Source organism: Pedobacter sp. TM02 (assembly GCF_059705275.1).
The window spans coordinates 3409535-3431540 of the sequence record NZ_AP046530.1 but is presented as its reverse complement, the minus strand read 5'-3'; the positions used below and the strand labels follow the sequence as shown (position 1 = coordinate 3431540).

Below are 22006 nucleotides of genomic sequence, written 5' to 3'. Positions count from 1 at the left end.
AGCAACCATTAGTAAGATGCGGTTTGAAATTTATCGGCCCCAGGGTTTCGATAATGTTAAGCGGATATTAAATTAATGTTAAGCATTGTTAACAATATCATAATTTGCCCTTTTAAGAAGTGGTCCGTAGCTTTATACCATGAATTACCCTGTATTTATATTTCACGAATTGGTATTTAGATTTGCGGAAGTTAATAAGAAAATTGGTAGGTATCTATCTAATTCTATTCAAGATAACGAATGCTTGATCAGGACTTCTGCGGGACAAATCAAGATTTCTTTGGGCCTGCTCGAAAAGCAATACCTCAATCCAAAATCGATTTCGCAAGAAGAGGTGTTGAGCCTGGCGGATGGTTTTGAATTGGATTATCAAACTGCCTAACCAAATCTGTTGCCTTGTTAATGTCAGCTATTTTTAATGGCATGGGCCTGTTGTGCCTTTATGGAGCTGGTTTAGGATAAGTGCTTACCGTTTATTGCGCATCCATTAAGGCCTGAAACTCGTCTACGAACAGGCTTACATGATAGCCATCAACTAGCGCATGGTTTACATGGATGGACACGGGCATAGTTTTCTTGCCCTTGTTTTCGGTCATTTTTCCGAAAGAAATCTTCGGACAGCTATCTTTGAAAGAAAAACTACGGGCATGTGACAATGAGGTAAAGTTGAGCCAAGGCATGGCCGAAATGTGGATTACATTATCTCCGGAACCCGCAGGTACCAAACCTGTTGAGTTTTGAACTCTGGTAATTTCTTTTTTTGCTCCTGCTTGAAAAACTTCGAAATCAGGGGCGTAATCGATATAAGAAAAGCCAAAAGTGCCGTCGGGGCGATTGATAACTGCTGAAGCATTCACCTGATCATAAATGTAAATCTGGCCATCTTCAATCCTTAGCCTAAAATTTTCTACAGCATGAGCCGCTACCAGCGCTTGGTGTAAATAATAAAGGAAGAATCCCATCCCTTCTTTTTTGCATTTATCGTATGCAATGGTACAGTCGATTTCCACTACTACTCCAAAAAAAGGTTCTTCAAAACGGTTAAAAAAATTGAAATGATCTTTTCTTGGCCAATTTTCTAGATCTAGAAGTTGTTTCATTTTTTCAAGAGGCTTAATACATCGGTAATGGTTTCGGCTGAAGTAAAATTGTCGTGCGCTATCATATTTTCAACTTTCTCATGCTCCCAAGTTATGTGATAAGGCACATGTACGGCATAACCGCCAAGTTGTAGCACGGGTAAAATATCAGATTTAAGTGAATTACCGATCATTAGGAAATCGCTCGGCTGGCAGTCGAGGTGTTTCAGGAGCTTGAGGTAGTCTTTTTCCTTTTTATCGCTCATGATTTCGATATGATGGAAATATTTTTCCAAACCTGATTTTTGTAACTTTCTCTCCTGATCCAACAAATCGCCTTTGGTAGCCACTACCAAGCGGTATTCGCCTTTTAAACTTTGCAAAACCTCTTCAACCCCCTCTAACAGCTCAACAGGCTTGTTCAGCAGTTCTTTGCCCAATTCGATGGCTTTGTTGACCACGGCTATGCTGGCGGTATTTTCGGTTACCACGGCAATGGTTTCAATCATCGAGAGCATAAAGCCCTTAATGCCATAGCCGTATAACGACAGGTTTCTGATTTCTACCTGAAATAGTGCTGAAGCCGTGCTGTGCATGGGCAGGTAATCTTGCAGCAGGGCACAAAATTTGTCTTCGGCTTCTCTAAAATAAGGCTCGTTAACCCAAAGGGTATCGTCGGCATCAAATGCGATGACTTGGATGTTTTTCATGGTTATTGGTGCTTTTTAGCGCGGTAAATTTAGAGATTTCTGTTTGCAATTAACAATTAACAGTTTGCAGTTAACAGTTGGCAGGTTTCAGTTGAAGGTGCAAAAAGAGGCGTCCTTGCGCGTCATGCATGGCAGAAAATCTGCTGCTCAGCTTGGCTCATCAAAAAATTATTTCGAAAGCTTTAATTTTTCCAATAAACGGTCCTTGTACGTATCGCTTACCGGAATAAGCTGGTTGTTGATGGCTACACGGCCACGTTCGATGAAGCTGATCTTATCGAGCGAAATGACATAGGATTTATGGATGCGCATAAACTGCTCGGCTGGCAATTGCTCTTCCAGCGATTTCATACTCTGCAAGGTAAGCAGTTGCTCGGTAAGGGTATGGATAACCACATAATCACGGGCACCTTCGAGATAGTAGATGTCGTTGAGCCCTACCTTAACCAATCGATAATCGGTTTTGACAAAAATAAACTGGTTGACCGGTGGTGCAGCATTTGTGGCCAAACTTGGATTAGCCAAGGCGTTGAACCGTTCCTGCGCTTTTTCTATGGCCAGCCAAAAACGCTCGAAAGTAATGGGTTTTAAGAGGTAGTCGACCACGTGATGGTCGTAACTTTCGAGGGCATATTCGCCATAGGCCGTAGTAACGATAACCATACTCTTTTTTTGGAGGATTTTCATAAACTGCATGCCCGACAGCTCCGGCAGCTGCATATCTAAAAAAACGAGGTCTACGGTTCCGTTTTTAGCCAATGCGAGTGCGGTTAAGGGATCGGAAGTTGCGCTAACCAAGTTTAAGCCGGGCGTTTTGTCAATGTAGTCGCTCAGCAGGGCCAAGGCCAAGGGTTCATCGTCAACTACCAGACAGTTAATCGTTTTATCCAAATTATTCATGTAGTTTCATCTGTAGCACTATGGTATACTGGGTGTCCGAATCGGCAATGTGCAAAGTTTGGTGGTTTGCATAGGTCAGTTCCAGGCGTTTTTTTACATTGGCTAGGCCAATGCCTCCGGTTTCGTCTTTGTTAAAGTTACCTTTTTTGTTGCTGACTTTAAAATTAAGCATCTGGCCCACCAGTTCCAACTCGATTTGCAAAGGCATAGCCACATCCTTCAGGTCGCCGTGTTTAAAGGCATTTTCAACAAAAGGGATGAGCGTTAAAGGGGCTATTTTAAAGGCACAGTTAAAAGGGACATTTATTTTTAACTCATAGGCAGGCTTAAAGTCATAGCGCATCAGCTGCAGGTCGATGAAATTACGCAGGTACTGCACTTCCTTAAGCAGGGGCACCCACTCTTCTTTTTCGTAAAGCATGTAACGCAGGAGTTCGGAAAGCTTGCTGATGGAATCCAAGGCTTTGTCAGAGCCCTGATAAACGAGCGTATAAACATTGTTGAGGCTGTTGAACAGAAAATGGGGATTGATCTGCGAACGCAGAAAAGAAAGTTCTGCCTGCCGGTTCTGCAGCAACAGTTCACCCTGTTTTTTCTGGTTGTAGGCCGAAAACTGGATAAAGAAAAATACGATGCCGAAGGCGCTGTAATAAATGGTGAAAAAGATGTTGTCTAAAAAATAACGAATAGGGGTACGCATATTGGCGCTGTAGTTATGCTTGCCGGTAAGTTCGAAATAGATGACTTCCTGCATCAGGTAGCGAAAACAGATCATCAGCGGAATAGCCACCGCCAAAAACACGATGACAGCGCGTACTTTCTGTTGCTTTTGATAAAAGAAAAAGAAAAAAACAGCATAGGCAAAGGTGGTACAAGCCAGCCAGGTGAGAAAGTAAAAGGGATAGGAAATGGCTCTTGCACCAAAAATAAATTTGAAAATAGGCATGCCGCTGCCAACATAATTGCCAATGGCCCAGGCGATTTCCTGAAAGTTATAGAAAAGGAAAAAGCCCAAAAAGAGCCATAGCCATTTGAATTTCATAGCTAAAGGTAAGCGCTTTGCTTCGATGTTTGATACCCAAATCTGTGATTGTCGTGTTTTCGTCTGCGAAAGTGTCCTTTGCCTCTGCAAAAGCTTTGCGGTTGAAATGCTGGCTTTTGCAGAACAAAACTACCCAATGGAGGATTTGATACTTTTTTCCAGATACTGCCTACTACTTTAGGGCAACCAATCAAATCAACAAATGAAACAATTTTTATTAGCCTTATGGCTTTTTCCCGGCATGCTATGGGCACAGCAGGGCATTTTAACTGGAAAAATAACCGGAAAAGACAGCCTCGTTTTAGTAGGGGCAACAGTTAACCTTTACGAAGAAAGCAGCAACAGGCAGTTGCAGCGCCTCCTGACCAACAGCAATGGCGAATTTTCGCTTAGCCTGCCCAAGCAACCTGCCTATGTGGTGGTTTCGTATTTGGGCTATATGGCCTACACAACCAAGGCCGTATCGGGCACCCATCTGCTTATCAACCTGAAAGAACAAGCCCAGCAGCTGCAAGCAGTGGCCGTTAACGGCAATAGGCCTTTTGTAGAACAGCAGTTTGACCGTACGGTTATTCATGTTGACGGCAACTTGAAAGCCGGAAGCAATGCGATGGAGATCCTGAAAAAGTTGCCTGGTGTGGCCCTCCTCAACGAAACGGAACTCAAACTCGAGGGCAAGAGCGTAGAGGTAATGCTCGATGGAAGATTAACAAGGCTTGGCGGACAGGAGCTCATCCAGTTGTTGTTGGCTACCAGCCCGGCCAACATCGGCAAAATAGAACTTATTCCTATGCCCTCGGCAAAATATGATGCGCAAGGTGGCGGACCAATCATCAATATCAAAACACTCAAGCGGACCAAGCCTGGCTACGATTTGAATTTGGGTTTGGCAACCGGCCATGGCTGGAAATATTGGAATGGCAATAGCGCGTTGTTTGGCTTTAATGTGAGGCAAAAAAACGATTTCCTCTATGGCAGCTACAGCTATTCGTTTGGTCGGCAATCGCAACAGATAGACCGCAATACTTATCTAAACGAAATTGGTACCGAGTTGCGCGATAAGGAAGTGTATCGGACACCATGGTTTGGCCATAATTTGAGATTGGGTTGGGATCATTTCTTGAATAAAAACGATGTAGTCGGCATATTGGTTACGGCCAATAGCGGTGCATATAATCCTGAACTGACAACCGAAACGCGCATACAGCAATTGCATGGCAATAGGGTTGATTCGTTGCGGCTGAACCATGCCGATAACAGCCGGCTGAACAAGGGCATTAACTTTAACCTAAACTACAAAAAGCTGTTGGATTCGGCCAAAAGACAGGAGCTAAGCATGGACTTGGATGTAGGTTTGTTTAAACTGAACACCGATAATCATTTAGACCTTTTGCTGCAGTTGCCCAGCGGACAGGCCCTGGCACCCGATCAGCTCTTTTTGCAGGATGGCCAAACTTGGTCGGGCATCTATAGCTATAAGGCCGATTACAGTCAGCAACTCTACAAAGGTAGTTTAGAATTGGGCGCTAAAGCCAGTTATGTAGACTTAGACAATGAATTCAGCTCACGGTATCGTACGGGCAACGGCTCTTTTGCCGATTTGGGCAGCAATGATTTCCGCTACCGCGAAACTTTGCTGGCCGCTTATGCCAGTACGCGGCAAACCTGGGGCAAGTTTACCGCGCAGGTGGGCTTGCGTGCCGAACAGACTTTTACCAACGGCCACTCGCTTACTTTGGATAGTTTGGTGAAACGGAGTTACCTTAACCTATTTCCCAATGTGATTTTGGGCTATAAGCTTGGCCAACAAAGCTTTTCATTGTCGTATGCACGCCGTATCGGCAGACCAAGCTACAGCTACCTCAACCCATTTGCCATTTACCGGAATGCTTATTCGGTATCGCGGGGCAATCCTTACCTCAATCCTTCTTTTTCGGATCAATGGCGGCTTGGGCTTAACCTTAAAAACGGACTTTCGTTTGCTTTGTCGTACAGCTTTGTAAACAATGTCATCAAAGACTTGCAGGTGGTTGATAACCAAACCAAAATTACCACCAACCTGAAAGCTAACCTGCATACCAATAACAATACCGCGCTGTATGTTACCTATGCCCGTCAGTTTTTCAAGGTTTGGGACTTTAACGTAAGCATGGGTTCTTCTTTAAATAGCTACCGGTTCGACTATCAAAATCAAAGGGTAGAAGTTAAGCAATGGGCTGCTACAGCCAACATGAACAGCCATTTTAAGCTGTCAAGCCAGTGGTATGCCGATTTGAATTTTTATGGAAGTACCAAAGTTACTTATGGCAACCAGGTTAACCTGCCTTTTTATACGGTAGGCGCTGGAATTGGCAAGAGCTTATGGAAAGACAAAGCTACCTTGGCGTTGAGCGCGAACGATATCTTTTTTAGTTCGATCCAAAAAGGCATAGCCGATTATGGAAACTACCAAAGCGATTATGCGAGCCGTTACGATAGCCGAAGTTTTAGGCTGAGCTTTAATTATCGTTTTGGCAATTCGAAAGTGGAGGTGCGTAAACGGAATTCGGGTTCGGCTGAAGAACAGGGGAGGAATCAGTAGATATTCGGCAGTTCTTTCCTGTAGTCCATCATTCTTGTTTAGGCAAATCTAGCTACCTCAGGCGATGAGAAATATAAACTTTTCTTTGTTTATGTTGCACCTAAAATTAAAAAACCCATCCGAAATGTTTCGAGATGGGTTTTAACCAGATAGCTACTAACCTATTTACTATTTGGCATATTTGTAAACAACTGTCCTGTTGTCGCTGGTAATGCTAGCTACAAGGTAAACAGTTCCATCGCCTGCAACCTGCATGTCGAATTCGTTTACTTTTTCGCTGATTACCTTTCTTTCGGTATTCCAGTTGTTGGTGTTCTTGTTGAAGGTTTTGACCAGAAGCGAAGAAGCATTGGCATAGGCAAAATACAAGGTGCCATCTGCATCTACGCATAAGGCAAATTTGTCTTTTTCGCCACCGCTAGAAACTGCATTGCCCAGTTCTTGCCATGCATTGGCCTCTTTGTTGTACTTCATTACGTGGTTTAATCGGCCTGATGACGGTGCAACCTGATAAGCGAGGTAGGCATTACTGTTCTTGTCAACTGCGATGCTGACGCCTTGGAAGCCCACTAATCCATCGGGCGCCGTGAATGAGGTTGGCCCAACTGGTGCCCAGGCATTGTTCTCGTATTTGAAAAGCGATGGCTTGTTCGAACCTGTTGTCCTGTCCATAACGCCCACATAGATGTTGCCATCTAAGCCCTTGATAATTTGGTCATAGAAAACAACTATTCCGCCTGGTGGGGTCATAGCATTCCAGCTTGAGCCATTGAAGCCAGCTACATACAAGCCCCTTGCCGGAATGCCACTGTTGTCTGTTCCGTTTTTGGCCATCGAAACCATTGGCATATCGTTTTTGGCAATAGCCAGCGATAGGTAATCGACCTTTACGGGCGAGAATCGGCTTGTGCCCACTACAGACCACGCCGTACCATTATATTTAAGTACGGTTGCTTTGTTATCGCTGTTGAGATAATCCTTGTAGCCAACATAGAGCGTTCCCTCACTGTTAAAGGCGATGCCCGGTACATCGGCCCTGAAGTCTGAAATACCGGTAGTGTTGCCCAAATTACTCCAAGCAGTGCCATTGTAGCCAATTACGGCAACTTTCCTGTTGTCGGTTGGAATGGCTATTCCGCTCTCGTCTTTACCGGTACGTTGGTAAATAAAGTAAGGGTTGTTGCTGAATGGATGAATGGCCATCCTGATGCCCGATGCGGTTACCAAGCCCGTGAGGTTATCGCCAACCAGGCTCCACTGGCGACCAAGAAAATACGTAGAAACGGTAAAGTTGATCGGCGTAGGAAAATTGGCATCGCTAAACTGATAAATTACCGGAGTGGCAAAATCGTTGACTGTTTTTTTGCTTTCCTGTACCACGGCACCAACTTTTAAAGTGGCGCCTGTTGTCGTTTCGAAACGGGCTACAAGCGTAGTGAGGTTTACGGTTTCTGGCAACCCCACTTCAATAGCCATGCCCCTGATTACACCCACATAGTTTTGAATTAAGCCTGGGTTGTCGTCCATGTAAAAGCCAAAAGACTTAATGGCCGATTTTTTGGTTACGCGAACACTGTAGCTGCGGGTGCTTTTGTCTTCCGCTTTTACGGTATAGGTAATTGGTTGGGTAAAATCGTTGGCACTTACGCCATTTTCCTGTACCATTTTGCCTACCTGTACAATGGTACGGGCATTATCTAAGGTAAAGCTTGCCTTGAGGTTAGTTACATCAACTTCTGTAGGCAGTTCTACCACAATTTCGGCATCAGCAATGGCGCCTACATATTGCTTTTCGACACCCAATGCATCCTTAACCAAGAACTTAAAAGAGGTAAATCCCTTGTTGTACATCACAGGGTCTTTTTTGCAGGCCCCTGCCAGGCCAACGATTGCCAACAAGAGCAACCAGGTGATTTGCTTTATATTTTTCATGTCTGTTAATTTAGTTTCTTAAAGTTTTCCGGCATCAATACGGCCTTGATACCTGGGGTTTCTATCAAATATTTTTTGGCATAGGCCGATATCATGGCCGGTGTAATGCTGTTGATCATTTTTTCATAATCGTTAAAGAAGCTGTAGTCTTTAAAGCCGAAATAGAACTGGTTTCTTAGCGACGAGCTCCAGAACAGGTTTTTGCCTGCCTGTTTTTTATAGCTGTCAAGCTGTTGTACTTTGATGTTGACCAAATCGCTCAGGAAGTAATTCGGATCATCGGCCACCTTTTTAACCTCCAGCTGTGCCTGCTTAATCAGGAAATCGGCCATTTCTGGTGCACAGCTAAACGAAATGCGCGACCTGATCAGCGGCGAAGGGATACTTGTTGAGGAAATGGAAACGCCAACGCCATAAACGCCAGAATTTTCTTCGCGCAGGTTAAGGCGCAATTTCACTTTAAGCACTTCCTGCAGCAGCGTTTGCACCAAAATTTCCGGGTAATCGTAATTAACTTTGTTGCTTTGGTAAAACAGGTTAACGGTGCTTTTGGGAGCTTTACCTGCATACACCAGGATGTCTTTGGCCGTATCGCCGCCAACAGGACCTTTGTACTCGAATTTTTTGTTGTAACTGCCCGCCGGAAGACCACCAATGTACTGCTCGATCAAAGGTTTGATGCTATCGAGGCTAAAGCCGCCTACAATGACAAACTGAAAATCTTTGGCCGAACCGAAACGGCTCTTGAAAATCGGCAGGATATCTTTAAATCGGAGCTCTTTGTTGATACGTTCTGCAGAAACGTCCGAAGCATAATCATCATCGCCCTTCAACAACTCGGCAATGGCTTTGTTGTAGTCGTAAGTGGGCGAGAGCTTGTTGTTGTCGAGCCTTTCGATAGTTTGGCGCTTGGCCTGCTCAAAAGTCAGCGAATCAGCATTTGGATATACCCATTTCAGGTACATGAGCTGAAACATGGTTTTGGCATCTTTCCAGTCGGCACTGCTTACTACGCCTTCGCGGGTGGTCGATAAGATCAAGGTTGAAGAAGCCGAATTGCCCGCCAAGAACTCCGTCAGCGCTCTTCTGCTAAACTCGCCCGCACCACTGAGGCCGGTAACTGCTTTTACAAATTGCGAAGTTACAAATTGTGTCGAATCCAAAGCATAGATTCCACCTGCCCTGAAGCCCGAAAGCGAAATGTAGTTTTTCTTTTCGTCGGTGGTTTTAAGGTATACCGTAGTTCCGTTTGATAAGGTCCATTTGGTTACGCCAATGGCATCTATTTTTTCTTCCTTAACCACTTTTCCTGGCTTTGGCTCTTGTGCCAACAAGGTTTTGGGTATGGTAATGCTGTCTTTCCAAGGTGCTACCTTTTGACTGGCAGCTTTGGCCAACATGGTTTTTAGCTGGGCTACGGTTGGCAGGTTTTTGGCATCTTTTTCTGGTGCGGTCAACAAAACTACCGTATTTCCCTTTTGGCTAACGCTTTTCAAAAAGCTGATGATAGCCAAGGAGTCGATTTGTGGTGCATATTTCAGGGCCAAACGGTTTCTTTCGGCTTTGGCCAGCATGGTAGTACCGTTGTAAAAAACATCGTGGATTTCGTTTACATAAGTCTCTGATTCCGTTTTGTCTTCGGTGGCCATGGCTCGTTTAATGGTGGCGATGTATTCGTCCCTCATCTTTTTCACTTCGTCGGCGGTAAAACCGTAGCGCGTAATTCTTTGGACTTCGGTTAGGTATTTGGCAATTCCCTCGTTAATCTGGTCGTGGAATAGCGAAACCCCACCAGATACGATACCGTTTTTCAGAACCAGGTTGCTTACCGAAAAACTGCCTTCCTTAAAGTCGTTTTGCAACTGAGAGATCCTGCTGAAGCGGTTTTTGACCAAGGCATTGAAGAAGGAACGGATCAATTGGTTCTTGTAGTCGGCTTCGGTTTGGATGCCTTTAAACGAGCTGATCTTATTGAAAAAGCTCAAATCAATGGATGAGGCTTCCTTATCCGTAAGGATAGAAAACAAGGTGTCTTGGTGTGCCGGAAGCTCATAGTACAGCCTCGGGGCCTTGCTTTTGGCCTTGTACTGGCTAAACTCGGTTTTGATATAGTGCTCTACCTTTTTAGGGTCTATATCGGTTACCACGGCAATAGACATCAAATCGGGCCGGTACCATTTTTCATAAAAGTCGACAATACGCTGGCGCGGGAAGGTTTTCAAGATGTCGACCTTGCCAATAGGCAGGCGCTCGGCATAGCGCGATTTGTTGAAGAGCACGGGCAGGTATTGTTCACGTAAACGGTTGTCGGCACCTTGCTTGCTGCGCCATTCTTCAATCACCACGCCCCGTTCCTTGTCAATTTCATTCTTGTCGAAAGTAACGCCAAAGGCCCAATCGCCCATAATGTCTATGGATTTTTCCAGGTTCTTTTCGTCGTCGGTATTGATGCTGATTTTGTACACGGTTTCGTCGAAACTGGTATGGGCATTCAAATCGGCGCCAAATTTTACACCTTTTGATTCCAAAAATTCGATCACATCATTTTTCGAGTAGTGCTTGGTGCCGTTAAAGGCCATGTGCTCTATAAAATGGGCCAATCCCTGCTGGTCGTTTTCCTCTTGCAGCGAACCGGCATTTACAAAGAGCCTGAGCACCGAATTGCCTTTTGCCTTGTCGTTTTTGTAGATGTAATAGGTGAAGCCATTGGGCAGTTTTCCGGTCACGAGGTTCGGATTCTGCTTCAAGGGCTGTGCATAGGCAATACCCGTTGCAAATAGCAGCAATAGGCTTAGTAATCCTTTAAAATTCATTTGCTTCGTCATCTGTTCTTTCTTATTTTTTAGTGATTACCAATTGTCTTTGTAACTGGTCTGGACCGGGTAGGCCCATGGTATAGTTTTTAGTATTGCTGATTAACTTAATGATGATACGGTTGTCTTTGGTGGCATCAACCGGCGAATCTTTCCATTGAATGGTAATCGGACGCTCAAAAATCCCCTGTGGAAAAGTGAGCTTGTTGCCTTTGGTCACGAATTCGAAATCGCGGCCTTCCTGCAAGCCATTGCCTACCGTAATTTCGTAGGTTACATCGATGGGTTCGAATTGGAGTTCGGCGCTGAGGTAAACATTATAGTTAACCACGTCTTTACGGTTCGAAAGTACATCTACGGCACTTTGGTTATCGACCATGATGTGAAAAAATGGATGGTTATATGGCGTGGTTTCTTTTTTGCAAGCCGAACTCAGCATTAAAAAAACCAAGCAGAGCATTGTGGCAAAGGATGTTGTTTTTCTTTTCATGACTAATTGGTATAGGCAGGGTTTTGAATAATCGATTTGTTGGCGTCTATTTCCTTGGCAGGGATAGGTAAAACATACCTGCTGTTAGGATAGTTGAAGCTGCAGGTATTGGCATTGCAGTCGGCACCGCGTTGCAGGTTCTCCTTGCGGCGGGCCAGGTCAAAGAAGCGGTGGTTTTCAAAACAAAGCTCCCGGTTGCGTTCGTTGGCAATCTGTTTGTACAAGTCGTCGTTAGAGCTGTAGGTAATGGTAATGGTACGGCTTGGGTGCGCCCTTTGCGAAATGATACGCAGGTCTTCGGCGGCCTCGGCATAGCGTTGCAATTGCCATTTGGCCTCGGCACGGTTCAAATAAACTTCCGATAGCCTGATGACTTGGATTACCTGTGGAGTGATAGAAGTTACGGTGCCATCGCCATATTTTTTGGTCAGCGATTTGCCGGCATTATCGCCCGAAATCGGAATGGTAAACATTTTGGTCAACCTGATGTCGTCGCCGTCGAAGAAATTGGTCAGCTTGGCTGCCGTATTGTATTGGGCGCCAACAGCATCCGAGTAAACGGTGTAAATGCTCGAACCATTAGAGGTAAGGCCTTTGTTGCTGAGCAGAAAAATGCTTTCGAGCTTGGTAGCGGCATTATCGGCTGGGTAGGTGTTAAATACCGATAAATATTCGCTGTTGCTGGCCAGTTTGTAGTTGGTGTCGTTAATCACCAGGTTGGCATAGGCAATGCTTTGTTCCCAATCGCCCTTGTACAGGTATACTCTCGATAATAGGGCCAGTGCAGCCTGGTAACTCATCGCCGCCTGTGTGGTATGGTTGGTATGTTGCTGCAGCAGCGGCAGGGCATTGCTCAGGTCAGTAATAATCTGCGCATAGGTTTCCTTCATGGTTTTGCGTGCCACGGCCTCGCCAGGATTTGGGGTTTTAAGTACTACCGGAATGCCTAAATGAGAGGCATCTGAAGTATAGTTGTAAGGCTGCGCATAAACCAGGCTCAGGTTCAGATGGCACAAGGCTCTTAAAGCCAAACTTTGGCCATAAATCGAATCGAGTGTTTTGGTTTGTGACGGAAATTTAGACTTCAGTTCGGGAATGGCATTGATGATGTTGTTGATGTTGTTGATGGCTCCGTAGCCATTGAGCCAAAGATCGCCAACAGCCAAGGCATCGTCGCTGGCTACGCTCTGAAAATTGAACTGAGGGAGCAGTACATTCGCCTTGGTACCGCGAATAACATTGTCTGAAGCGATATCGGCATACAGGCCAAACGAGGTTTTGTAATAGGAAAGCATCAAATTGTAGACCCCGCTCATGGCTTTGTTGGCCCCTTCCACGGTTTCGAACAAGGTGATTTTTCCGGTTTTTCCGATAGGCTCTTTCTCCAGAAACTTTTTGCAGGAAGCCAAAGCGATACAGGCTATGGCCAATAAGGTTAAAATATAGGTGTTTCTTTTCATTTCAGTATCTTAAAATCTTATAAGCCAACAGTTAAACCAAATGACAGGGTTAAAGGCTGCGGGTAGGCATTAAATGAATTTTTGTAATCGTTTCTGTTCGATGGCGTTGCATAAGGTGTCCAAAAACCTACGTTGTCTGCCTGGAAATAAACATTGGCCCTTTGCAACTTGATCTTGCTGAGCCATTTTTTGGGAAGGCCATAATTCAAGCTGATGTTTTGCAGGCGCAAGCTTGTTTTTTTGTGCAGGAAACGGGTAGAGTTACGGCCGTTATTCGCATTCTCGTACAGCACGGATTTTGGAATGTTGCTCAGGTCGCCAGGTTCTCTCCAGCGGTCGAGCAGGTTGGTCGACTGGTTGTCGTCGGCCAGATTTCTGCCATCCGATTCGGCATCGCGTTGCAAGTCGCTAAAAGCGTAGCCGCCCACATTGTAAATAAGCAGTGCCGACAGCGTAAAATCCTTGTACTGGAAATGGTTAGTCATACCACCATAAAAATCAGGCGTACTAGAACCTACAATTACACGGTTGTTCAGGTCGAAAACCTTGGTAATGTTGCCGTTTCTGTCGTACCAAAGCGGGCCACCATCGCGGGGGTCTACACCCGCCCAACGGATCAGGTAAAATGCATTGGCATCCTCGCCTTCACGCCTCATGGTCAGGTCAAGCACCTTGTCATTGCCGTTGTAGAGTTTTAAGATCTTATTGTTGTTGTGAGCAATGTTGAAAGAAGTGGTCCATTGAAAGTTGTCCTTAATGATGTTTTGTGTATTCAAGGTCAATTCAACACCACTGTTTCTCACCGAGCCTACGTTTTGCAAAATCCGGGTAAAGCCGGTTGTGCGGGTTACGTCAACCGCATCCAAGATACCTTTGGTGGTATTGCGGTAAAACTCGATTTCCATCGAGATGCGCTTGAACAAGCCCAAACTCAAGCCCCCATTAATGAGGTAGGTAGTTTCCCACGAAAGCACTGGATTTTCGCCCGAAGTCATAATGGCACCTTCCTGGCCATTATAAGCAGTGGTATTGGTAAAGCTGTAAATTCCTTTCGATTTGTAGGCCCCGATCCTCGAGTTGCCGTTGGTGCCGTAACTGATTTTAAGCTTGGCAAAATCGATAGGCTTAATGTGCCAGAATTTTTCGTTGCTGATGGTATACGAAGCACCTACCGAGTTAAAGGTTGCCCATTTCACGTCAGAACCAAAGTCGGAGTTGGCATCTCTACGGAAACTGCCCAAAACACTATACCTGTTGTCAAAGGTATATCTTGCTTGTCCGTAATAAGATACCCCAGTTTTTTCGGCTCCGGATGGAAGCGAAGTGGTTCGGGTAGCGTAATCTACGTTTCTCACCTGGTCATCAGGGAAGCCATAGCCTGTAACAGAGAACGAGTTGCGGTCTTCGCTCCTGGCTTCGGCACCCAATAGGGCAGAGATGGCATGGCGGTTAAATCGTTTATCGAAGTTGAGGCGTTGCTGGCTGTCCCAGTTAAAGTTTTTGCTGTTGCCCTTGTAGGCCATGCCTTCGCCACGCTCGCTAAAAGTATACATCGAGCCATAGATGTTTTCTCTGGTTTTGCCATAATCAATACCATTGGTACTGGTAAAAGTAAGCCAAGGCAAAATCCTGGCCGTGCCACCAATGCTGCCGGTTACTGCTACGGTACGTTGCCTGTCGTCATTCAGTTTGGCTTCTGCATAGGTGTTGTAAGGCTTTAGTACAAAAGAACCGTCAGGATTATAAATGCCGTCAATCGGCCTGTTTACAAAATAGGTGTCGCCCGGCGAAAATAGGTTGTTGACGTTGTAAGAAGCGCCTACTCTCAAGAAAAGGTCGATTGATTTATTCACTTTCTGGTCGATATTGGCCCTGGTTGAGAACCTTTGCGTTTCGTTGGCAATCATGATCGGCTTTTCGTTGAAATAGCCTGCCGAAACATAATACCTGGTTTTTTCGGTGCCTCCAGCAATCGAAAGATCGTGTTGCATGTTAACGCCGTTGCGAAAAAAAGTATTGTACCAATCGATACCTCCGGTGCCTAAATCAGGCATTTTGCTTGGATCTAAGGCCGTATTGTTTAAATAAGATTCGCGGTATAGCTCACGGTATTGGTCGGCATTCAATACATGGAAGCGGTTGTTGGTCAATACATTGATGCCGGTTCTGAAGCTATAGTCGACTGCCAATTTACCCGATTTTCCTTTCTTGGTGGTGATGAGGATTACCCCATTAGAGCCGTTTGCGCCATAAATTGAAGTGGCGGTAGCATCTTTAAGTACCGTGATCGACTCGATGTCGTTGGGATTGAGAAATGTCAGTGGACTGATGCTGGTCTGCGTACCCGGAATCATGTTGGTTTCATCGCCCGTATTGTAAGGGATGCCGTCAATAACCCAAAGTGGGTCGTTAGAGGCGCTGAACGAAGCCTCGCCACGGATGCGGCTTTGGAACCTTGGGCGCGCACTGCTAAGCGATGCGCCTTGTTGCTCGTATTGAAAACCAGCTACCAAACCCTCCAATAAAGCGTCTACCCGGTTTGATGGCTTGCGAACCAGGTCTTTGCTGGTTACCTGCGCAGCACTACCAATCTGGTTCTCCTTTTTCTCGGAAGTGCCGTAAGCAGTAATGATTACCTCTTGCAATTCGCTGGCCGTTTGTAGTAACACTACATCAATTGAGGTTTGGCCGTTTACGGGAATTTCCTTGGTGCCATAGCCGATCAGGGTGAACACCAAAATGGCATCGGCTGGTGTCTTGATGGTGTAATTGCCATCGGCATCGGCAACCACGGCCTTTTTGGTGCCTTTAATGACAATTACGGCGCCAGGCAATGGCATATTGGGCGTTCCTGGCGCTTCTTTTGATCGCACCACGCCCTTAACGGTGATATCGTCGCGCTGCACTAAGGGCTTAGCCTCGGTAATGATCACCGTTTTATCGATAATGCGATAATCGAGCGCCTTACCGGCGGTCATCTGTTTCAGGGCATTTTCAAGCGTTGCTTCTTTGAGCTCGAGGCTTACCGTACCAGATTTTTTTAATACGGTTGCATCATACAAAAAGGAAAAACCACTTTGCTTTTTAATATCGGTGCATACGCTTTCTATGCCTGCATTGCGTACAGACAAGGTTATTTTTTGGGCAAAGCTCGATGCATGTACACCCAAACAACCAGCGATCAACAAGAAAATAGTTAACTTCATAACTAATAGTGTGGTTCTATTCAATAGTTTATACTTTCTCGGATACTTGCCGAGAAGGAAATGTTTCATATTTTTGTTTGTGTAGTTTTTAAATCGGTTTATTTCAATAATTTGTCGAAAGAACAAACACAAGTTGGGCTGGGAACATGGCGGTGTTCCCGGCTTTTTTGTGCCTCTTCTGTAATAGTTTGTTGTTTGTGTTTATGGCATAGTGTTGTTTAAGGGTTTGTTGGTTAAAAATTTACAGTTACAGTTCGGTCTTTAAGGTCAAATTGGGCACCGCTCACCGCGTTCAGCATTTGCAGTACCTGGTTGAGGCTTGCTTCCCTGCGGATATCGCCGCTATATTTTTTGGTGCCTGGGGTACCCTTGTATTCTATTTTAACATCGTACCAGCGGGCAATCTGGTCTAATATTTCGGTAATGCCGTCTTCATGGAAATAGAACATGCCTTCTTTCCAGGCTATCGACTTATAAGTATCTGCTTTTTGTACGTTCAGCACGCCATTGGCCACATTGGCTTCGTCGCCAGGCTTAAGGATGCCCTGGTCTTTTTCCGTCCTGATTTTGATGGCTCCTTCCAACAAGGTTGTTTTGGTGGTTTCTTCGCTGTAGGCCGAAATGTTGAAGTGCGTTCCGAGCACCTCCACTTCGGTTTTGTTGAATTTGACCACAAAGGGCAGGTCTTGGTTGTGGGCTACCTCAAAGTAGGCTTCTCCATCAAGTTCTACACGCCTGTCGCCTTTGTTAAAATTGTTCGAAAACCTGAGGCTAGAGGCCGAATTGAGAAATACTTTGGTGCCATCGGGCAGTATCATCTTGTATTCGCCGGCCTTTGGGGTTTTTAATTGGTTATAGCCGTTTTTTTGTCGGCCGGTATTTTTTACCCATAAAAAACCTTCTTTGGTGCCGAGGTTGGCATCTGTTTCCTGAGCTGTTTTGCCATTGAGAACCGTTGATGAGCCATCGGCTGCAATGAACTGGGCTTTCAGGCCTCCGGGTTTAATATCGTAGGTGTCGGTTTGTAAAGCGAGCACAGGCGTTTTTGCGCTTTGACTAGCCGTATATCGGTAAAGACCAATTCCTGCCACCAGGAGAAGCATAGCCGCGGCGCCGTAACTTACGATTTTAATCCAGCTTAGCTTCGGCGATGGCTTCAAGTTCAGTTTATTGGAAAGCATGGCCCAATCTTTATCCGTATCTATCGCGTTGAAATAGTTGAGTTCTTCTTGTACGCTGGGCGTATCGCGGAAAGATTCTAAAAGCGTTATATTTTTAGGGTCGCTGGCTAGCCAAAGCTCAAAATCCTTGCTTTCTTGTTCAGAAAGTTCGTTTTTGAGGAACTTGGTCATCAGTTTGCCAATGAGTTCGGGGTCTTTTTGCGTTTTCATATTCTTAGGTAAGAAACCTGAAAAGCAAAAGCGGGTGAAAAGAAAATGAACTTTTTTTGAAAATTATTTTTGATGGGCCAATAAAATCAGCGCTAAAGCCAAGAAATCGGGGTTTACACGCATTTTAATCAGCTCGAGGCCACGTTTTTTCTGGGTTTTTACCGTGTTGATGCTGATTCCGAGTTCGGCAGCAATCTGCGGATTTTTCAATCCTTCTAAATAGCCCATACGGAAAATGAGCTGGCAGTTTTTGGGGAGGGTCGTAATGGCTTTGTGCAATTCGGCAATCACTTCAGACCGGATCATCGAATTGAGGCCAATGGCTTCTTCAAACGGATCGGCTTCCTGATTGTTCAAGTAGCCGTTTTCTAGCTTTAGCCTGCGCAGTTTGTTTAAACATGCATTTCTAACCGAAGCATACAGAAAGGAGCTGATGGCACTCGGCTCTACCTGCAGGCTTTGCTGGCTGTCCCAAAAAGTGGTAAAGGTTTCTTGTACAATGTCTTTAGCCACATCCTCGTCTTTCAGAAACTGGAAGGCAAAGTGGCATAGCTTTGCATAGTTGTTTCTAAACAATTCTTCGAACGAGTTGATATGTATACGACTTGACAAGTTTGGTTTAATGGTGTTGAACTTCAAAAATAAGCTTTGCTGCGGAGCAAAGCAAGTGTTAAGCAGTTGATTTACTGATTAAAACGATTTTGTTGCGCAAAATAATGTAAAATATATGAACTTTTTAGAGCCTGCCGATTAATTAAGCGCAAAACATTGGCTATTAAAAAACCCGAGGAATTATTCCTCGGGCTTTATTGAGTTTGAGCTTGGCAGTTTTCAGGTTGCACTAATCAGCTAACCTTAAACCTCCCGTCTTCCAGCCTTCTACCTTACTTAAATTCCCTAAAATCCTGATCGGCTTTGATGTTCAATAAACTTTCGTAAATCAAACTGATTACATTGTCAACATCTTCTTTGTGCACCATTTCTACGGTGGTGTGCATGTAGCGCAAAGGCAACGAAATCAAGGCCGAAGGTACGCCGCCGTTAGAATAGGCGAAGGCATCGGTATCGGTTCCGGTTGAGCGCGATGAAGCCTGACGCTGGAATGGAATTTCGTTCTTCTCGGCAGTTTTAATTAACAATTTGTTCAGGTTGGTTTGTACGGCAGGGGCATAAGAAACCACCGGACCTTTGCCACAGGCCAAATCGCCTTGGGTAATCTTGCTGATCATTGGGGTAGTGGTATCGTGGGTTACATCGGTTACGATAGCCACATTTGGCTTAATGCGTTGGGCAATCATTTCGGCGCCACGCAGGCCAATCTCTTCTTGTACCGAGTTGACGATGTACAAACCAAAAGGCAGTTTTTTCTTGTTTTCTTTGAGCAAACGGGCTACTTCGGCAATCATAAAGCCACCGGCACGGTTATCCAGCGCGCGACCCACATAATAACGGTCGTTCAATACCATGAACTCGTCTTCGTAGGTAATTACGCAGCCTACATGCACACCCAAGGCTTCAACTTCTTCTTTGCTGGTACAGCCACAATCTAAAAAGATGTTTTTCAGTTCAGGTGCTTGTTCTTTTTCGCCATGGCGGGTGTGGATGGCTGGCCAGCCGAATACCGCTTTTACATAGCCTTTTTCGGTGTGGATGTTCACACGTTTGGAAGGAGCAATCTGATGGTCAGAACCTCCGTTGCGGATCACATAAATCAAACCATCGCTGGTGATATAGTTTACGTACCACGAAATTTCGTCGGCATGGGCCTCGATAACCACTTTATAGCTGGCCTTAGGATTGATAACGCCTACGGCAGTGCCATAATTGTCGATGAAATGCTCGTCGATATATGGTTTCAGATATTCCAGCCAGAGCTTCTGTCCATTCCACTCATAACCGGTGGGCGCGGCATTATTGATATATTTTTCAAAAAACTGCAACGATTTTTTAGTCACTACAGGCACATGTTTTTTCTTTTTTTCCTGCGCTTTCGGCAGGCTAGCTTCGTCTTTTTTCTTTGCCATAATCTTGTTTTTGAGTTTAGATTTACGAATTACGATTGGCGTAGATCGTTAAAATCTAATTAATCTATTTTTCTGAGCGGTTAAATCTAAATCTATAATGTCTTTTCCATCACCACAAAGTCGTAGCCGGCTGCGGTATAGGTTTTGTTGGTTGCTACAAAGCCAAATTTAAGATAAAATTCTTTGGCATTTACCCGTGCGTTGCACCATAATTTGGTCAGTTTTTGCACCTTGCAGTAATCGATCAGGTATTCCATCAGCTGTTTGCCTAGGCCCTGGCCTTGTGCTTCGGGCAAAATAGCCAATTTTCGAAACTGGCCAATGTGGCCATCTACAAATAGAGAAACCACTCCGGTAAGTTCGTGGTTCAAGTAAAGGCCAAAATGGGTGCCCTCAAAATCGTTTTCCAGCTTTACGAAATCGTAAGGCTGGTCTGGATACATGGCGATATGCCTGATGCGCCAGGTTAACGAGGGAAATAGCTGTTCTACTACTGCTTCCATCAATTATAATAAAAGACTAAAGGCAATTTTGCCGGTAGCACCATAATAAGTGTTGCCTTGAGCGAAGGCCATTGCCGGACCTATACCAAATTCGAAAGTTCCTTTGTTGCCTAACCTGCGTTGAAAACCCCATCGCGGAGCGATGTTCAGTTGCGAAGAAAGCAGGGTATCATCTTCAAAAAGGGTAGGGAATACGCCCATCACATCCAGTCCTACATAATTTGCGCCATTGTTCGAAGTCTTTTTCCCTTTCTTGATGCGTTGCTTAAAATTATAGTAGTGCTTAATACCACCATATACTACCGGATAAAATTTAAAATCGTTGTATTTTTTGAAGGTAATCTGGTTGGTTACACTATTGTAATGGATGGCCGTGCCATACACATAGGTGCCAAAAACACCAAGGCCACCATTAACAGTAGTTATGCGACCCACTTTTTGCTCCCTTTCGGCGGTTATGCCAAACAGATTTAAACTGATTTTGTTCATCGATTTTACTTCCGTTGGCTGATCTGTTCTAACCGTGTCCTGAGCCTTGGCCATGTTAAAGCCAATGATTGTTAAAAGGATGATTAAGCTTTTGAATATGTACCTAGATGGCATAAATGGTTGTTGAGGTTAAGGATTGAACTTTTTGCGGCTATAAAACTGATAAATCAGGATATTAACCACTACGATGGCCGTCATTCCATAACAGAACAAATTCCAGCCCCCATGTTCCCAAAATAGCAAACCTAAAGCAGAACCGCAACTGGCGCCTACAAAACTTACCGACATGAAGATGGTATTGAGCCGGTTTCGGGCCTCCGGAATGAGGGTGTAAATACGGGTTTGATTGGTTACATGGATAGCCTGCTGACCAATATCGATCAAAATAATGCCAATAATAAAAGGAATAACGGCTGTGCCGATGAAATAGAACAGCGCTATGCTTACCAATTGCAGGATAAAGCCTTTCATCAGGTTCTGGCGTGGATTACCACCATCACTCAATTTGCCCACCAAAGGGGCGGCCAAGGCACCTGCTGCGCCTGCAATGCCAAACAGGCCGATTTGCAAAGTTTGGTAATTATAGGGCGGATTGGCCAGAAAAAGTACCATTACGGTCCAAAAACCACTGATAATGGCAAAGGCCAAAAAGTTAATGATCGAAGTTTCGCGCAACACGGGTTGCGATTTGATGTAGCTGAACATCGAGCCCATCAGCTGTGCATAATTGCCTTTAAATGAGGGGAAGCTTTTGGGAAACCGCTTAGCCATGAGGGCAATCAACAAAAGGCAAATTCCGGCTGCCATGTAATAAACAGCACGCCAGCCCAGCCAAAAGCCAATGCTGCCACTTACCGCCCGCGAGGCGAGAATACCGACCAGCAAGCCACTCATTACAATGCCAATATTGTACCCACGGTTGCTGTCGTCGCTTAAGTTGGCAGTTAAAGGCAAGATCAGTTGGGGTACGATAGAGCAGGCGCCAATCAGAAAGCTGGCTACTTCCAATATAAAGAAGCTTTTGGAAGCAGCGGCCAGCAAAAGTGCCAAAATAGCCAATCCGGTAATAACCAGGATCTGCTTTTTGCGTTCGAACATATCGCCCAATGGCACCAGCAAGAAAAGGCCGAGGGCATAGCCTGCCTGGGTAAGGTAGGTGGTTTTGCCTGCCATGGTTTCACTAACGCCAAAATCTTGTGCAATTAAGATCACCAATGGTTGGCAATAATAAATGTTGGCTACAATGAGGCCTGTGCAAAAGGCCATCAATAAAATATCGGCTCGCTTCAACATGGGTAGAGAGATTTAAGGTTGAGGGTAGCAGGCGGAGACTAAGGAGATCAAAGTTGGGGGATGGAAGGCAACAGATTCAAAAATCGTTGCTGG

Annotated in this window: 17 protein-coding genes; 2 read left to right on the top strand and 15 right to left on the bottom strand. The window is 45.0% G+C overall.

The genetic code is table 11. The features are described 5' to 3' along the window. Nucleotides 1–244: 244 nt before the first annotated feature. On the top strand, nucleotides 245–382 hold the full coding sequence (locus AC6H1S_RS14670; protein WP_497564081.1) for a hypothetical protein: 138 nt from the start codon (nucleotides 245–247) through the stop codon (nucleotides 380–382). A gap of 91 nt (nucleotides 383–473) precedes the next feature. Here the strand turns inward: AC6H1S_RS14670 and AC6H1S_RS14665 are convergent, their stop codons facing one another. The 4 genes from AC6H1S_RS14665 to AC6H1S_RS14650 all read right to left on the bottom strand — a co-directional run bounded on the left by AC6H1S_RS14665 (nucleotide 474) and on the right by AC6H1S_RS14650 (nucleotide 3731). Beyond that, the gene (locus AC6H1S_RS14665) at nucleotides 474–1100 is read right to left on the bottom strand and encodes a CatA-like O-acetyltransferase (RefSeq protein WP_497564080.1); all 627 of its coding nucleotides are present in this window, start codon (nucleotides 1098–1100) and stop codon (nucleotides 474–476) included. After that, entirely contained in the window at nucleotides 1097–1789 is a 693-nt protein-coding gene (locus AC6H1S_RS14660; protein WP_497564079.1) for an HAD family hydrolase, read from the bottom strand. Before AC6H1S_RS14660 ends, AC6H1S_RS14665 begins: the two co-directional genes overlap by 4 nt. A 168-nt stretch (nucleotides 1790–1957) precedes the next feature. Then, nucleotides 1958–2689, bottom strand: coding sequence for a LytR/AlgR family response regulator transcription factor (locus tag AC6H1S_RS14655; protein WP_199138321.1), 732 nt, complete (start codon nucleotides 2687–2689; stop codon nucleotides 1958–1960). Continuing rightward, entirely contained in the window at nucleotides 2682–3731 is a 1050-nt protein-coding gene (locus AC6H1S_RS14650) for a sensor histidine kinase (protein ID WP_497564078.1), read from the bottom strand. Before AC6H1S_RS14650 ends, AC6H1S_RS14655 begins: the two co-directional genes overlap by 8 nt. A gap of 202 nt (nucleotides 3732–3933) precedes the next feature. On the opposite strand from AC6H1S_RS14650, the gene AC6H1S_RS14645 reads away from it, so the two are divergent. Then, nucleotides 3934–6312: an outer membrane beta-barrel family protein gene (locus AC6H1S_RS14645; RefSeq protein WP_497564077.1), complete on the top strand. Its 2379-nt coding sequence runs from the start codon at nucleotides 3934–3936 to the stop codon at nucleotides 6310–6312. Between the two features lie 168 nt (nucleotides 6313–6480). On the opposite strand, the gene AC6H1S_RS14640 is transcribed toward AC6H1S_RS14645, so the two are convergent. The 11 genes from AC6H1S_RS14640 to AC6H1S_RS14590 form a co-directional block, all read right to left on the bottom strand. Further along, nucleotides 6481–8244 carry an SGBP N-terminal domain-containing protein gene (locus AC6H1S_RS14640; RefSeq protein ID WP_497564076.1) on the bottom strand — a complete coding sequence of 588 codons (1764 nt, stop codon included), beginning with the start codon at nucleotides 8242–8244 and terminating at the stop codon, nucleotides 6481–6483. Between the two features lie 5 nt (nucleotides 8245–8249). Further along, complete coding sequence (locus AC6H1S_RS14635; protein WP_497564075.1) at nucleotides 8250–11069, bottom strand: M16 family metallopeptidase; 2820 nt, start codon at nucleotides 11067–11069, stop codon at nucleotides 8250–8252. A 10-nt stretch (nucleotides 11070–11079) separates the two neighbouring features. Then, nucleotides 11080–11547: a hypothetical protein gene (locus tag AC6H1S_RS14630; protein WP_497564074.1), complete on the bottom strand. Its 468-nt coding sequence runs from the start codon at nucleotides 11545–11547 to the stop codon at nucleotides 11080–11082. A gap of 2 nt (nucleotides 11548–11549) precedes the next feature. Beyond that, the gene (locus tag AC6H1S_RS14625) at nucleotides 11550–13007 is read right to left on the bottom strand and encodes a RagB/SusD family nutrient uptake outer membrane protein (RefSeq protein WP_497564073.1); all 1458 of its coding nucleotides are present in this window, start codon (nucleotides 13005–13007) and stop codon (nucleotides 11550–11552) included. A 17-nt stretch (nucleotides 13008–13024) separates the two neighbouring features. Further along, nucleotides 13025–16213 (bottom strand): SusC/RagA family TonB-linked outer membrane protein, encoded by a 3189-nt coding sequence (locus AC6H1S_RS14620; RefSeq protein WP_497564072.1) that lies wholly within the window; start codon nucleotides 16211–16213, stop codon nucleotides 13025–13027. A gap of 233 nt (nucleotides 16214–16446) precedes the next feature. Next, a complete protein-coding gene (locus AC6H1S_RS14615; protein ID WP_199138311.1) occupies nucleotides 16447–17604 on the bottom strand; it encodes a FecR family protein in 1158 nt (385 codons plus the stop codon). Nucleotides 17605–17667: 63 nt separating this feature from the next. After that, on the bottom strand, nucleotides 17668–18216 hold the full coding sequence (locus tag AC6H1S_RS14610) for an RNA polymerase sigma-70 factor (RefSeq protein ID WP_497564071.1): 549 nt from the start codon (nucleotides 18214–18216) through the stop codon (nucleotides 17668–17670). Between the two features lie 272 nt (nucleotides 18217–18488). Next, the gene (locus tag AC6H1S_RS14605; RefSeq protein WP_199138309.1) at nucleotides 18489–19628 is read right to left on the bottom strand and encodes a M42 family metallopeptidase; all 1140 of its coding nucleotides are present in this window, start codon (nucleotides 19626–19628) and stop codon (nucleotides 18489–18491) included. 92 nt (nucleotides 19629–19720) lie between these two features. Continuing rightward, nucleotides 19721–20131, bottom strand: a complete 411-nt coding sequence (locus tag AC6H1S_RS14600; protein WP_497564070.1) for a GNAT family N-acetyltransferase — start codon at nucleotides 20129–20131, stop codon at nucleotides 19721–19723. Nucleotides 20132–20134: 3 nt separating this feature from the next. Beyond that, on the bottom strand, nucleotides 20135–20674 hold the full coding sequence (locus AC6H1S_RS14595; RefSeq protein ID WP_199138305.1) for a hypothetical protein: 540 nt from the start codon (nucleotides 20672–20674) through the stop codon (nucleotides 20135–20137). Nucleotides 20675–20749: 75 nt separating this feature from the next. Further along, nucleotides 20750–21913: an MFS transporter gene (locus AC6H1S_RS14590; protein ID WP_497564069.1), complete on the bottom strand. Its 1164-nt coding sequence runs from the start codon at nucleotides 21911–21913 to the stop codon at nucleotides 20750–20752. Between the last annotated feature and the right edge of the window lie 93 nt (nucleotides 21914–22006).

Excerpts from the sequence above, each read along its gene's own strand:
- AC6H1S_RS14590 (WP_497564069.1), bottom strand. The coding sequence starts at position 21,913 with ATGTTGAAGCGAGCCGATATTTTATTGATGGCCTTTTGCACAGGCCTC.
- AC6H1S_RS14660 (WP_497564079.1), bottom strand. The coding sequence starts at position 1,789 with ATGAAAAACATCCAAGTCATCGCATTTGATGCCGACGATACCCTTTGG.
- AC6H1S_RS14655 (WP_199138321.1), bottom strand. The coding sequence starts at position 2,689 with ATGAATAATTTGGATAAAACGATTAACTGTCTGGTAGTTGACGATGAA.
- AC6H1S_RS14650 (WP_497564078.1), bottom strand. The coding sequence starts at position 3,731 with ATGAAATTCAAATGGCTATGGCTCTTTTTGGGCTTTTTCCTTTTCTAT.
- AC6H1S_RS14595 (WP_199138305.1), bottom strand. The coding sequence starts at position 20,674 with ATGGCCAAGGCTCAGGACACGGTTAGAACAGATCAGCCAACGGAAGTA.
- AC6H1S_RS14635 (WP_497564075.1), bottom strand. The coding sequence starts at position 11,069 with ATGACGAAGCAAATGAATTTTAAAGGATTACTAAGCCTATTGCTGCTA.
- AC6H1S_RS14615 (WP_199138311.1), bottom strand. The coding sequence starts at position 17,604 with ATGAAAACGCAAAAAGACCCCGAACTCATTGGCAAACTGATGACCAAG.
- AC6H1S_RS14645 (WP_497564077.1), top strand. The coding sequence starts at position 3,934 with ATGAAACAATTTTTATTAGCCTTATGGCTTTTTCCCGGCATGCTATGG.
- AC6H1S_RS14640 (WP_497564076.1), bottom strand. The coding sequence starts at position 8,244 with ATGAAAAATATAAAGCAAATCACCTGGTTGCTCTTGTTGGCAATCGTT.
- AC6H1S_RS14625 (WP_497564073.1), bottom strand. The coding sequence starts at position 13,007 with ATGAAAAGAAACACCTATATTTTAACCTTATTGGCCATAGCCTGTATC.
- AC6H1S_RS14605 (WP_199138309.1), bottom strand. The coding sequence starts at position 19,628 with ATGGCAAAGAAAAAAGACGAAGCTAGCCTGCCGAAAGCGCAGGAAAAA.
- AC6H1S_RS14630 (WP_497564074.1), bottom strand. The coding sequence starts at position 11,547 with ATGAAAAGAAAAACAACATCCTTTGCCACAATGCTCTGCTTGGTTTTT.
- AC6H1S_RS14665 (WP_497564080.1), bottom strand. The coding sequence starts at position 1,100 with ATGAAACAACTTCTAGATCTAGAAAATTGGCCAAGAAAAGATCATTTC.
- AC6H1S_RS14620 (WP_497564072.1), bottom strand. The coding sequence starts at position 16,213 with ATGAAGTTAACTATTTTCTTGTTGATCGCTGGTTGTTTGGGTGTACAT.
- AC6H1S_RS14600 (WP_497564070.1), bottom strand. The coding sequence starts at position 20,131 with ATGGAAGCAGTAGTAGAACAGCTATTTCCCTCGTTAACCTGGCGCATC.